The sequence below is a fragment of the Bacillus sp. ISO11 genome (genome assembly GCF_003458115.1).
Lineage (GTDB): Bacteria > Bacillota > Bacilli > Bacillales > Bacillaceae_G > Bacillus_A > Bacillus_A cereus.
This window is the reverse complement of sequence record NZ_QXCO01000016.1, coordinates 81,355-98,135: the sequence shown is the minus strand read 5'-3', so window position 1 is coordinate 98,135 and position 16,781 is coordinate 81,355. Positions and strand designations below refer to the sequence as shown.

Here is a 16,781-nt window from a genome sequence, read left to right as displayed (position 1 = left end):
ATGAAATATGTTATAATGAAGAAAGACTCCTGAAATAGGAGATAAGAGTGTCCGTGAAATGCGACATATATGAAAATAGATTATCATGTAAGAATTATGGAGGAAAAGTATGACTCAATATACGCCTATGATACAGCAATATTTAAAGGTTAAGGCAGATTATCAAGATGCCTTTTTATTTTTTCGCTTAGGCGATTTTTATGAAATGTTCTTTGAGGATGCTGTAAAAGCAGCTCATGAACTTGAAATTACATTAACGAGCCGAGATGGCGGTAGTAGTGAACGTATACCAATGTGCGGTGTACCGTATCATGCGGCTAAAAACTATATTGAACAACTTGTTGAAAAAGGATATAAAGTAGCTGTTTGTGAGCAAGTAGAAGATCCGAAAACAGCTAAAGGTGTAGTACGTCGTGAAGTAGTACAATTAATTACGCCAGGAACGATGATGGAAGGGCGTACAATTGATGAGAAAGAAAATAACTTCTTAGCCGCATTAACACATTTTGAAGATGGATCATATGCATTAGCTTGTAACGACTTAACGACTGGACAAAATACAGTAACGTTATTGACTGGTTCAGTAGAAGATATTTTATTAGAAGTGTATGCAACTGGTTCGAAAGAAATTGTTGTTGATTCTTCATTTTCTAAAGATGAACTAAACAAGTTAACTGAAACATTGAAAATGACGATTTCGTATGAAGATGCAACGGCAATTCCGGAAGGATTAGAACATCTTGTGAAAAATGTTTCACAAGCAAAATTAATTAAAGCAGTTGGACGTTTATTTAACTATGTAATAAGAACGCAAAAACGTTCTTTAGATCATTTGCAACCAGTAGAAATTTATTATACGAATCAATTTATGAAAATTGATGTACATTCAAAGCGAAATTTAGAACTGACAGAAACACTTCGAACGAAAGAAAAAACAGGATCACTATTATGGTTATTGGACAAGACGAAAACAGCTATGGGTGGTCGTATGTTAAAACAGTGGATGGAACGTCCACTTATACAGAAAGAAAGAATTGAAGAGCGTTTAGAAATGGTTGAAACGTTTGTAAATGATTACTTCTTACGTGAAGATTTAAAGGAAAAGTTAAAAGAAGTATATGATTTAGAACGCTTAGCAGGAAAAGTTGCATTTGGTAACGTAAATGCAAGAGACTTATTACAATTAAGACGTTCATTGCTTCAAGTACCAGCTATTTTAGAAGCAATTAGTTTGTTAGATAACGCTTATGCATCGAGATTAATTCAAGGTGCAGATCCATGTGAAAGCTTAACAGAATTACTAGGAAGAAGTATTCAAGAAAACCCACCGCTTTCGATTAAAGATGGAGATATTATTAAAGATGGTTATAATGACAAGCTTGATCAATATCGTTACGTTAGTAAAAACGGGAAAACGTGGATTGCTGAGCTTGAAAAAAGAGAACGTGATATTACCGGAATTAAATCATTAAAAATCGGATACAACCGTATTTTCGGTTACTACATTGAAGTAACGAAAGCGAATCTTGCAGCACTTCCAGAAGGTCGCTATGAGCGTAAACAGACGCTTGCTAATGCTGAACGTTTCATTACAGATGAACTGAAAGAAAAAGAAACGTTAATCTTAGAAGCTGAAGAAAAAATTGTACAGCTAGAATACGATTTATTTACAGCACTTCGTGAAGAAGTAAAAGTATTTATTCCGAAATTACAACATTTAGCGAAAGTAATTAGTGAATTAGACGTACTGCAAAGTTTTGCAACAGTTAGTGAAGAAGAACAGTTTGTAAAACCTGTACTGACAACGAAGCGCGAAATCTTTATTAAAGATGGTCGTCATCCTGTTGTTGAAAAAGTATTGAACGGGAAATTGTATGTACCGAATGATTGTATTATGCCAGAGAATATGGATGTCTTTTTAATTACAGGGCCGAACATGTCTGGTAAAAGTACGTATATGAGACAATTAGCACTTGTAACGGTTATGTCGCAAATCGGTTGTTTCGTACCAGCAACAGAAGCAGTATTACCTGTATTTGACCAAATCTTTACGAGAATTGGTGCAGCGGATGATTTAATTTCAGGTCAAAGTACATTTATGGTCGAAATGTTAGAAGCGAAAAATGCAATTGCAAACGCATCAGAAAGAAGTTTAATTTTATTCGATGAAATTGGACGCGGTACATCTACGTATGATGGTATGGCACTTGCACAAGCGATTATTGAACATATTCATGACCAAATTGGTGCAAAAACGTTATTCTCTACGCATTATCACGAATTGACGGTGTTAGAAGAGAGTTTAAATCAACTGAAAAATGTACACGTTTCAGCAATTGAAGAGAATGGAAAAGTAGTATTCCTTCATAAAATTCAAGATGGAGCAGCTGATAAAAGTTACGGAATTCACGTTGCGCAACTTGCGGAGCTTCCAGATAGCCTAATCGCTCGTGCGAAAGAAGTGTTAGCACAGCTAGAAGGACAGGAAGAAATTATTATTCCAAAGCGAGTAGAAGTGAAAGTACAAGAAGCTACTCCAGAACCTGTAGTTGTAAAAGAAGAAATAGCAGAAATACAGGAAACGAAAGTAGAGACTGAAGAAGAATCGCAACTATCTTTCTTTGGAGGAGAACAGTCTTCGAAGAAACAAGAAAAGCCTCTGCTAGATCAAAAAGAAACAGCAGTACTGGCGCAAATTAAAAAAATCGATTTACTTGATATGACACCTTTAGAAGCGATGAACGAATTGTATCGCTTACAGAAAAAGTTAAAGAAAGGATGAGTAAGTAGATGGGGAAAATTCGCAAACTCGATGACCAACTCTCTAACTTAATTGCGGCAGGGGAAGTAGTAGAGCGCCCTGCTTCAGTCGTAAAAGAACTTGTGGAAAATTCTATCGATGCGAATAGTACATCTATTGAAATCCACTTAGAAGAAGCTGGGTTATCGAAAATTCGTATCATTGATAATGGTGATGGTATTGCAGAAGAAGACTGTATCGTCGCTTTTGAACGCCATGCAACGAGTAAAATTAAAGATGAAAACGATCTGTTCCGCATAAGAACACTCGGTTTCCGCGGTGAGGCATTGCCAAGTATTGCCTCAGTTAGTGAATTAGAATTAATTACTAGCACAGGTGATGCGCCTGGTACACACCTTATTATTAAAGGTGGAGACATTATAAAGCAAGAGAAGACTGCGAGCCGAAAAGGAACAGATATTACAGTACAAAACTTATTCTTTAATACACCAGCACGTCTTAAATATATGAAAACCATTCATACAGAGCTCGGAAATATTACAGATATCGTGTATCGTATTGCAATGTCACATCCAGAAGTATCGTTAAAACTATTTCATAATGAAAAGAAATTGCTTCATACGTCAGGTAACGGTGATGTAAGACAAGTACTTGCATCGATTTACAGTATTCAAGTTGCGAAGAAGCTTGTTCCAATTGAAGCTGAATCTTTAGACTTTACAATTAAAGGTTATGTAACATTACCAGAAGTAACGAGAGCATCTCGTAATTATATGTCAACGATTGTAAATGGTCGTTACGTTCGAAACTTTGTATTAATGAAAGCAATTCAGCAAGGATACCATACATTACTGCCAGTTGGCCGGTATCCAATTGGTTTCTTATCGATTGAAATGGATCCAATGCTAGTTGACGTTAACGTACATCCAGCGAAATTAGAAGTTCGTTTTAGTAAAGAACAAGAATTGCTAAAGCTGATCGAAGAAACATTGCAAGCTGCATTTAAAAAAATACAGCTTATTCCAGATGCAGGTGTAACAACGAAGAAAAAAGAAAAAGACGAAAGTGTGCAAGAACAGTTCCAGTTTGAGCATGCGAAGCCGAAAGAACCATCTATGCCGGACATCGTTTTACCGACTGGCATGGATGCAAAACAAGAAGAACCGCAGGCTGTGAAACAGCCTGCGCAGCTTTGGCAACCACCGAAGCAAGAATGGCAACCACCACAGTCGCTCGTGAGAGAAGAACAAAGTTGGCAACCACCCACTAAACCGATAATCGAAGAGCCAATTCAAGAAGAGAAATCGTGGGACAGTAATGAAGAGGACTTTGAACTAGAGGAATTAGAAGAAGAAGTTCGGGAAATAAAAGAGATTGAGATGAACGGGAATGACTTACCACCGCTTTATCCAATTGGACAAATGCATGGAACATATATTTTCGCTCAAAATGATAAAGGATTATATATGATTGACCAGCATGCCGCGCAGGAACGTATTAATTATGAATACTTCCGTGATAAAGTAGGAAGAGTAGCGCAAGAAGTACAAGAGTTACTTGTACCGTACCGTATTGATCTATCTCTTACTGAATTTTTACGTGTCGAAGAGCAGTTAGAAGAACTAAAAAAAGTCGGGCTATTTTTAGAACAATTCGGCCATCAATCCTTTATCGTCCGCTCGCATCCAACATGGTTCCCGAAAGGACAAGAAACAGAAATCATCGATGAAATGATGGAGCAAGTTGTTAAACTAAAAAAAGTTGATATTAAAAAGTTACGTGAAGAAGCAGCCATCATGATGAGCTGTAAAGCATCCATTAAAGCGAATCAATATTTAACGAACGATCAAATATTTGCTTTACTGGAAGAACTACGTACAACAACAAACCCGTACACATGCCCGCACGGAAGACCAATTCTTGTGCATCATTCTACTTATGAGTTGGAGAAGATGTTTAAGAGGGTTATGTAGAGTGAATAGATTACATATGAAAAGGGAGCAACATTTACTGTTGCTCCCTTTTCATATGTAGATTTAATTGTAAACGAGAATATGGTGGAGTAATTTTGTAGTGTATTTCTTGGTTGCGTTAACTTAAATTTATCTATGTATAAAAAAGCGCTGTATACAGCACTTTTTAAAAGGTGCATGAATTGTATCATTACTAACTAAATAACTATGCATGGCCAAATGTTGCTTCTTATTTAGCCAATTGTCATAAGGATCTATACAATTACTTATTTTTATTATTATTAATTTTTTCAGTGTATAGAACTTGCTCTTTATAGTGCTTCTTAATTGGGAAGTTATGTGTACCTGTGCCGTTCTTGAATTTTTTGTCAATGGGGTTCTTTAGAGGAACTGTTGTAGTTTCAGTAAATTCATATGGGTAATTTATTTTAGATTTATCTTCAAACATGAAAATGCCTCCTTTTAGGATCTCCTAAATTCTTTACTATAACATGATATGCATATAGATATTTTTTGGACTAGTTATTTATATAGGTTAATGGAATTTAATTACATAACTACTGAAACATTTTAAAGGAAAACAATTTGAGAAAGAAATGGTATGAATAGATGTTGGCTCCTATTGTTGTTTTTTGTTTGACAGCACAGTGAATTGCGCATATAAATTCATTATAGATTGTTTTTATAATATGGTTTATATGGGGTTTTCCTGATAATATAATGTGGAATATTATAGTGTTATTAGGTTATTAGGAACATTTAATGCTGTTTCATAACTGAAAGGGAATTGAAAAAAAACTGAAACTTTTCTCATAAAAATTCAATCTAACTTGAAAAATGAAAGGAAAATGAAATTTTCCAAAAGATATTCTTTGTTAAGATAAAAAGCATACATACAAAAAGCATTGACATATCTTAAAAATGTATTTTCAAGATATAGTGGGGGAAAAGATGAGATTAGAAAAACAATTAATAAAAAAGGTGTATTATGAAACATTCCTAATGGAGAATGAAACAAAGTCAATTCTTGACGTACTTGGACAAGCTTATGTAAACGAAGAACGAAATGAGATTTCTGATGGGTCTTATATTCGTTTTGCACAAGGTGAATTTTATTATCGTCATCAAGATTTTGAAGCAGCTATTTTTAAATGGGAGAAGGTTAGTAATGAATTAGCACCATGGGCACAAAAAAATATTGCGGATGCTTATTTCGAACTTAATCAATTACCATATGCTGAAAATATTTATACTTCCATTACTACTGATAATAAAATATTGATGACCGAAATTAGATTACAACTACTTTCTCTTTACATTGAGCAAAATAATTTTAATTCAGCTTTCGGTGTTATTAAAGAAGCAGTTTCTTTAAATCCTGATTATCCGAACGTCACAAAAATTGCCCGTTCCTTTTATGAGGAACAGCAAGATTTTGATAGTGCAGTAGAGCTTGCTGTGAATGAGTTAATTCGAATAGAGTCGTATCCGTGGTTTGAGGTGTTAAAAGGATATATCGATAAAGGGTTTACTAAACATATTTCACCAGACTATTTTTATGATGCATTAGCTACATTAAATAATGTAGATCAAGTACAATTTACACAAATGGTTTCATCACTTTGGAACAGTTATAAAGATGAACCAAATTATTTATTATGGCTTAATACAATAAATGAATTTTTCTTACATATTGAAATACATTCGTCCGATATATGGAACAAAGTTTCTGCTCTTTACGAAGAAACGTACTTTACATTAATTCAAGGTCAATATACGCTTAGACAATTAGACGATATCATACCAAATCTGTTAGCAAACTGGTTAAAGGTAGTCAATCCATCTTATGCTGTATTTCCATCTGCAGCTGTATTGGCATGGGATGAGATTTTCCCTTCCAAAATAGATTCAGCAAATATAGAACATGCGGAAAACTTACTGTCACATTCTATTAATCATGTAAATGGCTTAGAGTACAGCTTACACCTTTTTGAATCTATTACACAGTGGGCACAAAAGCAGAATATAGAAATAGGTCACCGATTTAAATGGTTAGTTGACGAGCTCGCAGATTTAAGAACAAATCGTATTTTAGTAACGGGAACTTCAGGGAACGGAAAAACTACATTTATTAACTCTATATTAGGAGAAAATATATTAGAAAAATCAATTTCAAATGTAGTAGTTTTAAAAAATGATGCTCATATAGAAATAAACGCTATAACAGACTCAGCAATTACAACAACGGAAGATATCACTGATTACCATAATATGATGTCTCAGCACCATCAAACATATAGAGATAGAGCGTGTGTTGAATTTAAATTACCATGCAGATTTTTAAATGAAAATAAACTTACATTTGTAGTGACACCTGGCTTTAATAGAAATAACGACACTAGAGATGAGATATTCGAATATTTAAATTCTGTAGACGAATTACTGTTCGTATTGAATGCGGATTCACCTTTTACTGATAAAGAACGTGACATTCTATTAAGTATTCAAGAACATACGCCAAATTTACAAATTCATTTCTTATTAAATAAAATCGATAACATTTACAGTGAAGCAGAAGTGAAAAGGGTATTACATGATACGGCAACGAGAATAAATACATATTTTCCGTATGCGAGAATTTTCCCTTATTCCTCGTTATATACAAGTAGTCAACAATTAAATGGTTTAATCGAGTTTATTCATTTTAACTTTAATCATAAAAATATCGATGCAGAACGTACTGAAAAGTTATTATTTTTCATTCGAAAAACAATTACATATCTTTTGGAGAAACGTGTTGAGAAAGAAAATAACCTGGTGGATGCTATTAATTGGAATGAAGATATGCTAGTGAAACTAAACGGTAGCATTAATAACCTTACTGCATTTGAAAGGGAAAAAATTCATTTCATTACACAATCATATCGTTCAATGAAGACTGAAATTACAAATGATCTTACCGAAAATATTCCGAAGATATTAAAGAGCTGTTCTAATTTAATTAGTGAAGAAAGTGATTTCGGGCACATGGATACGGAACTAAATAAAGCAATGAATGAAAGAGTGCATAAATATTTAGAACAAACTGTATTACCTAATCTTGCTCTTTCTATGCAAAATTGGATTGCAACTTCTAATAATGAGCTTCTTCAAAGCCAAACGTATTTAGAAGAACTTAGTGAAGGGCTTAATTCACTATTTGGAGAAAATAAAATACAGTTAGAATGTGACTTTAAAGTGCTTGATGACTGGCGCAGAGATACTGACAGGATGACGACTAGAATACAAATGGATGAAGTAAATATTTTACGTCGATTTACGCCAGCACAATTTTTACTAAAAAGTGCCGGTAAATTATTTGGAGTTCTTCCTAAAAATAAATCTATGCTATATAACAAATATAAACAGTATGTAGAAAATGAAGATTATACTGAAGTAACGGCTTCTATTATGAAGAAATTTTTCTTGCAATTTGAGCTGTTTGAAAACACACAAGAGAGGGATATTCATATATTCTTTAGGAATCCATTTAACTCCTTAAAGCAAGCTGTAGAAAATACGCAATTAGAAATACAAGAAAAACAAGAGATGTTACATAAAATGAAATCAAATCCTGAAGTTTATCATGATTCTATCATGCTCTTTGAATTGAGATTGCGTCAATGTGAAGTAATTTTAAATATAGGTGATGATAATACCTATACAGATGTAGCTTTAGAAACAAGTGTAGAATAAAAGTAAAAGGGAGCAACTGTAATAAGTTGCTCCTTTTTCATATAGATTATTTTTCTGTTTCTTTAATTTTAGTTTGTACTTCGCCAGTTTTAATTTTATTGCTTTCTGAGAAACGTAATAAATCGCCTTCAATAATTTTGTCAGACATTCGTAATTCATTTTGTGCACGTTTAATGAGGGCTTGAGCTTCTTTTTTTGGTAAATCTACAATTTCACCTGTTATACGGTCGTAGAAAGTGTTGTTTTTGTATGCATACTTATCTGTAACGAAGCTACCATCACGTAAAACAACAAAGCCAGTATATTCATCTGAAAACATATCATGGCCAAAACGGATATCATTCGTAGAATCAACACCTAATAAATTTAGAATCGTAGGTTTCATATCGATTTGTCCCGTAGGCTTTGAAATAGTTTGACCTTCTGTTTGTCCAGGAATATGAATATATAAAGGTGTACGTTGTAAATTTAAAGTATCAAATTCTGTTATTTGATCTTTTTCTAAAAACTGTGCCATTGCACGATTATGTTTTTCGGAAATTCCATAATGATCACCGTATAACACAATAATAGAATTATCGTAAAGCCCCTCGGCCTTTAGACGTTCAATAAATTTTTTAATGGATTCGTCTAAGTAACGTGCTGTTACGATGTAACGATCAAATACGCCATTACCAGAGTTGTATGGTTCAATGAATTTTGTATCTTCATCATACGTAAATGGATAATGGTTTGTTAAAGTAAGGAAACGAGCATAGAATGGTTGATTAACAGTTTTTAATATATCTACTGATTGATCAAAGTATTCGATATCTTTTAATCCCCAATTTAAATTTGTTTCTGGTGTAATTTTGTAATCAAGCTCATTATAGTAACGATCATAACCAAGAGCAGAGTACATGATATTACGATTCCAAAATGTTGCGTTATTCGCATGGAATACAGAAGTGAAATAACCTTGCTGACGTAAAATTTCTGGAGTTGCAGTATAATCATTGTTACCGTGTGTGAAGAATACAGCTCCTCGATTTAATGGATACAACGACGTATCGATTAGAAATTCTGAATCGGATGTTTTCCCTTGACCAGTTTGATGGAAAAAGTTATCAAAGTAATAACTTTCATTTATGAATTCATTTAGGAATGGTGTAACTTCTTGCCCGTTCACTGATGCGCCTATTAAGAAGGTCTGCAAGGATTCAAGAGTGACGACAATTACGTTTTTTCCTTTCGCTGCACCAAACATATTAGGGTTTGGCTCGCTTTGATTTGCTTTTACGTAGTTTTCAGTTTCTTGTAATTTACTACTATCAGCAAGTGCTTTTTGTGACCCAGCTTTTACTTGCAGTGTTAAGTCATATACTTGGTGAGTATATAAGCCTAAATTTTTGACAAGCATGACTCGGTCGAATGATCTTGTTAATAATTCAGGGCGCTCTTTTTCTGCAAGATGTAGATTCGCAAAGAATACACCAATCGTTAAAAGAAAGTATAACAAGCGCGTAGAATGAGTTACACGTTCTGTTTTAAAGACCAATGATTTCTTTTTTAATAAAATAAAGAAGAAAACAATGTCTACGAATGCGAGTATAATTTTGTAGTTTAATATTTCTATAATACTGCCGCCTAATTGGCCAAAGTTTGAGGTTTGTCCAAGTACTGGTAATGTAACGAAATCACTATAAAAATCATAGAACATTACATTTCCAACAAGCACGATTGTTAATAAGAAATTAATACAGAGCGCTATATAATTTCCCTTTTCACCAGTTGCAAATAATGCTAATCCAACAAATGCTAATGATGCGGCTAGAGGGCTAATAAACAAAATGAGCTCTTGCGTTGAAGACTCGATTTTTAAATCAAAACTGAATCGCGTAATAAGATATGTTTTTAACCATACTGCTAAAGCCATTATTATAACAAAACTTATATTTTGCATTTGTAAATTTATTTTGTTCTTCATTTTTACACCTTCTTTATATAATTTATTTAACTAAAGTTATATATTATGTTTTTATAACTATTAGACTGTAATGAACCATTTAGACTTTGTTTTCTAAAGGGAATAATTTGAAGTATTCATATATATACAATGGGGATTTTTAAAGCGTAGTAGCATAAATATAACTCTTTTTTGAGAAACAGGCAGAAAAAGTCATAGTTGTAGTGAAATTGACTTATAGACATCCTACCATATTAAACACTATGATGATGTTACAAAATATCGAACAAATAAAAGTGAAAATGGATAGAGACTTTTAAAACTGTTGACATTCAATTTATTAGAATTGAATGCCAATCGTTTTAAATATACAGTTATATTACATATGTATTTTGTAAAATCCCGATTTTTTGTCGGTTAATCATTAGCAGGGAAGGATAGGGGTCTTATTAATATACTTTTACTATATATAAGTAAAGTGTTTTGAAATTGAAAATATTTGACTGATATTTTAATGATAGAAATTAAATGTCAGATAAGTACTTTCCAACATACAGACCACTTGCAGCTGCTTGAGATAATGAATGCGTAACGCCTGAACAATCTCCAATTAAAAATAGCCCATGTATACTAGTTTCAAAATGATTATTAATTTTTATCGTAGGAGCATAGAACTTTCCATCAATTCCATATAGTAAAGTATGTTGATCGATAGGCTCCTGTATAAATTGTTCTAAGCGTAATAAAAATTCTTTTAGCCCTTCAATATATGATTGAGGAATTTCTTGATTCAAATCTCCATAATCCCCCTGTAGTGTAGGCTGTATACGATTATGCTCCATACTGTTTTCCACCGTAGGTTGTTTCTTTAGTAAGTCCTCTAAGCGCTGTATAACAATCCGATCTCGTCCTTGGTTAATGCCTTCAATAATTGAACTTGCGTATGCATTTGCTTCTTTGAGAGTTGGAAAATAGCGAGGAATAAATAAAGTGAAATTTAAGTTAGAAGTGCCAGTTCCTTGTTCCCGAAAATTTTGACCGTCAGGCATAACTAAACCTTCTTCGTACTTTCGAATGATGCGGCCTTGTGGATTCATACAGTAAGTAGTTGCTGTGAAATGCTCACCTTGATAAGAAAGTTTTGTTTCAAAAGTATCTTTTAATATAGAACGTAATTGATGTTCTTTCATTTCTACTCTAATTCCTAAATCTACACGTGTTTGCTCCTGAGAAATATTTAGGGAACTGCATATTTCTTTTAACCAATCGGCCCCAGAGCGCCCAGTTGCAAATACAAGTTGCTTAGTTTGAGCTGTTCCTTGATTTGTCTCTATTGTAAAATGATCTTCCTGTTTCAGAATATGTTGTACATCTATATGAAATTGGATCTTTATTTTCGTCAGTAAAAATTCATAGAGCAGCTGAAAAATGTTACTGGAAAGTGTAGTACCAAGATGTCTTACTTCTGTTGTTAGCATTTGTAAACCACACGCTTCAGCTCTCTTAGTGAGACTTGAATTTTCAGTAGAATATTTTGAAACCGAACTTCCACCAAACTGACATAGAATTTCATCTACTTCAGCCATGAGTTGTATAAAACCCTCTTTACCGACTTTTTTCTCAAGTTCTCCGCCAAATCCGTTTGTATAATTAAATTTCCCTTCAGATTTTCCTAAACCACCAAACCCGAAATATTTATCACATGTAGTACAATTACACACTTTTCCTTCGTCTAAAGGACAATGGCGATCTTCTAGCGCTTTACCTTTATCAAGAATTAAAACTTTTTTGTTACTTTTAGCTAGTGAATAAGCCATAAAAATGCTACTTACTCCAGCGCCGATAATTGTAATATCATACATATTCTTCCACCTGCTAACGAATAGTTTGTTTTTTATTTTTCTAGTGTATAACAATTTTATGAAGTTAAGAAATAGCTTTTATTAATAAAGTGGGAGTTTTTGAACTTGATGCTTTATTAATTTCTACGAGTGGCGGAGTAAATACAAAAATTTTTATTTGAAAGAAGAAATAGTTTAAAAAATAACTATGTCATATGATTAATAACATCTTACATAGAAAAAAAACAGACCTTTTAAGTGAAGAGGTCTGTTAATGATTTTAAATCTTATTTAGCAAACACATGATTACCAATTACTGCTACTGTCTGACGTGTCGTAATCCACTTGTCTGTTGATGTTTTTGGATTGTAGAAATAAAGCCAGTCAGAATGTACTCCATTTGTGGAGATAGCCTCTTCTACAGCCATTTTTGCTTCTGCGCTTGCAGGCTGATTAATTCTTCCATCTGTAACAGGAGTAAATGCATATCCGTATTTAATAGGTTCATAAATAACGCCTGTTATTGTATTTGGAAAACCTTTTGCATTTACACGATTTAGTATAACTTTCGCTACTGCTACTTTTCCTTTATAGGATTCGCCACCTGCTTCAGCGGTAACTAAGCGTGCCATTAAGTCTTTTTCTTTTTGTGAAATACTTGAGTTGATTTTTAAATGTTGTCCTGTATAAAGCTTGTTTCCGACTGTATTGTTAATTTGTTTTATAGATTGGACAGTGACATTGTAACGCCTTGCTATCGTTTCTAATGAATCTCCCGGTTGTACTTGATAAATAATTTGTCCAGAAATGTTCGCAGGCTTGGCGTTTTGAGGAACAGTGATTTCATTTGATTTCACGGACCCTGGAATATGTAACTGTTCGCCAATAAAGGTTTGATCGTTTCCTTTATTATTAGCCTGTTTAATGGATTGTATTGAAACTCCGTATTGTTTACTAATGCCCCAAAGTGTATCGTTCTTTTTTACTGTATGAATGGTAGAAGCTTCAGCTGTGCTTTGACTACATACGAATGTAATTGCAGCTGCAGATAAAGGGATTATATGTTTTAGTTTTAGTAATTTCATTGTAAATCCTCCTAAGAAAAAATTAAGGTGAAACTTTTAAGTAATGTAGTTTGAAATGTATATATGTGTAATATATTAATGTAAGTATATTAGCACATATAAAATAAATAATCACTATAAGTTTCATATTCGTGTAGTGTAGAGTCCGAATATGAAATATTGCATATGAAAATACATTGAAGTTCATATTTCTGATTACTATAATCTATTTAGTAGAAAGGGAATACGTTATAGAAATGAAATCATTATAGATTAATATAATGATTAATTATTAATAGGAGGATTAATGCAATGGAAATATTTCAAAAAATGTGTGCGTCAACTGTAATCATTACAACACTTTTAGGAACAGGGGGTACTATCAATAGTGTACATGCTGATTCTATAGAACAGCAGATTAAATCAGGGATAGAACAAGAAACAGATAAGCAAATCATTGTAAAATTTAAAGCGGATTTGGATTTGCCATATGAAGATGGTATTGAAAAACAAATACAATCTCAAACGAATGATAAAGTAATAAAAGATCTTTTGACAGAATATCCAGATGTAACATTTACTCGTTTATTCACATCTGTAAGCCCGGAACAAATACAAAACCTTGAAGTGAAAGCACCTAATCATGTATCTACAAGTTTATTAAACTACTATATTCTTCAAAATCAAAATAGTGGGTATGAAGAAGAAATAGTAGATAAGTTAAAGGCATCTTCTTTAATAGAAGATGCGTATATGAAGAAACAAGAGAAAATAATGCCACCTGAAGTGCAATCATCAAGTGTAGCTCTTAATCCTAGTAACAATCCTAGATTTAAAAAACAAGGTTATCTTGAAGCGGCCCCATACGGTATTAATGCGCCTTTCGCCTGGGGAATTCAAGGCGGTAATGGAAATGGTATCACTTTTGTTGATATGGAATACGGATGGTTATTAAATCATGAGGATTTATTACATCAAAAAATTGAGTTAATGTCTGGAAGAAATATAGATCAGCATGTCGGTCATGGGACGTCTGTACTAGGAATTGTATCCTCTGAGGACAATGAAGTTGGGAATATTGGGATTGCGCCAAAAGCGAAAGCAAAGGTTATCTCTCAAATAAGAGATAACGGACAGTATAATACGGCTGATGCAATATTAAGCGCTGTAAATCAGTTAGAAGCTGGGGATGTTTTATTGTTAGAGGCACAAGCATCTTTCGATGGATATGGTGATAAATATTTACCTGTTGAAGTACAACCAGATATTTTTGATGCAATTCGTGCTGGTACAGATAAGGGAATTGTAATTATAGAGGCTGGAGCAAATGGGTGGAATGATTTAGACCAGTTCAAAGATAGAAAAGGTAAGCAAGTCTTAAATCGTAATAGTAAAGATTTTAAAGATTCGGGTGCAATTATGGTAGGAGCTGGCTCTTCATCTTTCCCTCATGAACGTATGTGGTTTTCGAATTATGGAAGCCGTATTGATGTGTACGGATGGGGAGAAAATGTAGATACAACTACAGCTGAACAAAGTAGAAGTGCTGTAAATCTTTATACTTCAAGCTTTAGCGGAACATCTAGTGCTTCGCCAATTATTGCTGGGGCAGCGACTTTAGTACAAAGCATTGCTAAAGAAAATTTAGGACAACCATATAGACCAAGTGAACTAAGAGCAATATTAAGTAACCAGAGCACAGGAACAAAATCTAAAGATCCATATGCAGATAAAATTGGTGTTTTACCAGATTTGAAGTCTATACTAGCAAACTTAGGCTATGAACAAAGAAAACCAAACGGTGGGAATGAATTACAAGTAACAGAAAATGAACCAAATAATGAGCCTAGACAGGCAAATAAAGTTAACTTTCATACACCGGTGAAAGGAACGCTACATAATAGTGATAGAGTAGATGTATTTACTTTCCAAATTGATTCGCCGGAAAATATTAATATTTCTCTACTAAATGAACAAAATATTGGAATGACATGGGTACTTCATCATGAATCAGATTTAAATAACTATGTAGCATATGGTGAAAATGAAGGCAATGTAGTTAAAGGAACTTATAATGCAAAGCCAGGTAAATATTATTTATACGTCTATAAATATGAGAATAAAGATGGTTCATACGTATTGAACATAAAATAAGTAAAAGGAACTTCAGATGAAGTTCCTTTAAATTTTTCTAATTTAGTATATGTGAATGATTTTTTAACTTTACTTCTATGCAATATTTCATATTGATGAAATGTTATTTATTTTTTCTGAACTAGCTTATATTATATTCAATAAGTTTGATATAAAAACAGAAAAAGAGAGGGATAATAATGAGCAATAAGAAGTTAATTTTGAAATTATTCATATGTAGTACAATATTTATCACATTTGTATTTGCTTTACATGATAAGAGAGTAGTTGCAGCTAGCTCTGTTAATGAGCTTGAAAATTGGTCAAAATGGATGCAACCTATACCTGATAGTATCCCGTTAGCACGAATTTCAATTCCAGGAACACACGATAGTGGGACGTTCAAGTTGCAAAATCCGATTAAGCAAGTATGGGGAATGACGCAAGAATATGATTTTCGCTATCAAATGGACCATGGAGCTCGCATTTTTGATATAAGAGGACGTTTAACAGATGATAATACGATAGTTCTTCATCATGGGCCATTATATCTTTACGTAACACTGCATGAATTCATAAATGAAGCGAAACAATTTTTAAAAGATAACCCGAGTGAAACAATTATTATGTCTTTAAAAAAAGAGTATGAGGATATGAAAGGGGCAGAAGATTCATTTAGTAGCACGTTTGAAAAAAAATATTTTGTTGATCCTATTTTTTTAAAAACAGAAGGAAATATAAAGCTTGGAGATGCTCGTGGGAAAATTGTACTACTAAAAAGATATAGTGGTAGTAATGAACCTGGAGGATATAATAATTTTTATTGGCCAGATAATGAGACGTTTACCACAACTGTAAACCAAAATGCAAATGTAACAGTACAAGATAAATATAAAGTGAGCTATGATGAGAAAGTAAAATCTATTAAAGATACGATGGATGAAACGATGAACAATAGCGAGGATTTAAATCATCTATATATTAATTTTACAAGCTTGTCTTCTGGTGGTACAGCATGGAATAGTCCATATTACTATGCCTCTTATATAAATCCTGAAATTGCAAACTATATAAAACAAAAGAATCCTGCGAGAGTAGGCTGGGTAATTCAAGACTACATAAATGAAAAGTGGTCACCATTATTGTATCAAGAAGTTATAAGAGCGAATAAGTCATTAATAAAAGAATAAAGATGATGAGAGTAAGAAGCGATAAAATATATCGCTTCTTTTTCTTTTCCAATAACCAACAATATAAATTGTACTTTTATAATAGAAAAAAATAAAAACATAAGATATAATCATACATATAAAATTTGTACCTATAAAT

At 33.1% G+C, this 16,781-nt stretch carries 9 protein-coding genes; 5 read left to right on the top strand and 4 right to left on the bottom strand.

Going from position 1 to position 16,781, the window contains the following annotated elements; translation table 11 throughout:
- Positions 1-109: 109 nt before the first annotated feature.
- Both mutS and mutL read left to right on the top strand, forming a co-directional pair.
- A complete protein-coding gene (gene mutS, locus D1166_RS17785) occupies positions 110-2,782 on the top strand; it encodes a DNA mismatch repair protein MutS (RefSeq protein ID WP_000196029.1) in 2,673 nt (890 codons plus the stop codon).
- Positions 2,783-2,790: 8 nt separating this feature from the next.
- The gene (gene mutL / locus D1166_RS17780; protein WP_061654842.1) at positions 2,791-4,734 is read left to right on the top strand and encodes a DNA mismatch repair endonuclease MutL; all 1,944 of its coding nucleotides are present in this window, start codon (positions 2,791-2,793) and stop codon (positions 4,732-4,734) included.
- 262 nt (positions 4,735-4,996) lie between these two features.
- Here mutL and D1166_RS17775 read toward each other — a convergent pair whose 3' ends face one another.
- Positions 4,997-5,182 (bottom strand): hypothetical protein, encoded by a 186-nt coding sequence (locus D1166_RS17775; protein ID WP_000461138.1) that lies wholly within the window; start codon positions 5,180-5,182, stop codon positions 4,997-4,999.
- Positions 5,183-5,685: 503 nt separating this feature from the next.
- Here D1166_RS17775 and D1166_RS17770 point away from each other — a divergent pair.
- Positions 5,686-8,469: a dynamin family protein gene (locus tag D1166_RS17770; RefSeq protein ID WP_097856393.1), complete on the top strand. Its 2,784-nt coding sequence runs from the start codon at positions 5,686-5,688 to the stop codon at positions 8,467-8,469.
- A 46-nt stretch (positions 8,470-8,515) separates the two neighbouring features.
- On the opposite strand, the gene D1166_RS17765 is transcribed toward D1166_RS17770, so the two are convergent.
- From D1166_RS17765 to D1166_RS17750, 3 genes are all read right to left on the bottom strand, one after another.
- On the bottom strand, positions 8,516-10,435 hold the full coding sequence (locus D1166_RS17765; protein ID WP_097856394.1) for an LTA synthase family protein: 1,920 nt from the start codon (positions 10,433-10,435) through the stop codon (positions 8,516-8,518).
- A gap of 503 nt (positions 10,436-10,938) precedes the next feature.
- Positions 10,939-12,276, bottom strand: a complete 1,338-nt coding sequence (locus tag D1166_RS17755) for an NAD(P)/FAD-dependent oxidoreductase (RefSeq protein ID WP_097856395.1) — start codon at positions 12,274-12,276, stop codon at positions 10,939-10,941.
- Positions 12,277-12,542: 266 nt separating this feature from the next.
- Positions 12,543-13,340 (bottom strand): cell wall hydrolase, encoded by a 798-nt coding sequence (locus D1166_RS17750; RefSeq protein ID WP_000771174.1) that lies wholly within the window; start codon positions 13,338-13,340, stop codon positions 12,543-12,545.
- A gap of 291 nt (positions 13,341-13,631) precedes the next feature.
- Here D1166_RS17750 and D1166_RS17745 point away from each other — a divergent pair, with 291 nt between their 5' ends.
- Both D1166_RS17745 and plcA read left to right on the top strand, forming a co-directional pair.
- Positions 13,632-15,473: a S8 family peptidase gene (locus D1166_RS17745; RefSeq protein WP_097856396.1), complete on the top strand. Its 1,842-nt coding sequence runs from the start codon at positions 13,632-13,634 to the stop codon at positions 15,471-15,473.
- A 179-nt stretch (positions 15,474-15,652) separates the two neighbouring features.
- Complete coding sequence (gene plcA / locus D1166_RS17740; protein ID WP_097856397.1) at positions 15,653-16,642, top strand: phosphatidylinositol diacylglycerol-lyase; 990 nt, start codon at positions 15,653-15,655, stop codon at positions 16,640-16,642.
- Positions 16,643-16,781: the final 139 nt, after the last annotated feature.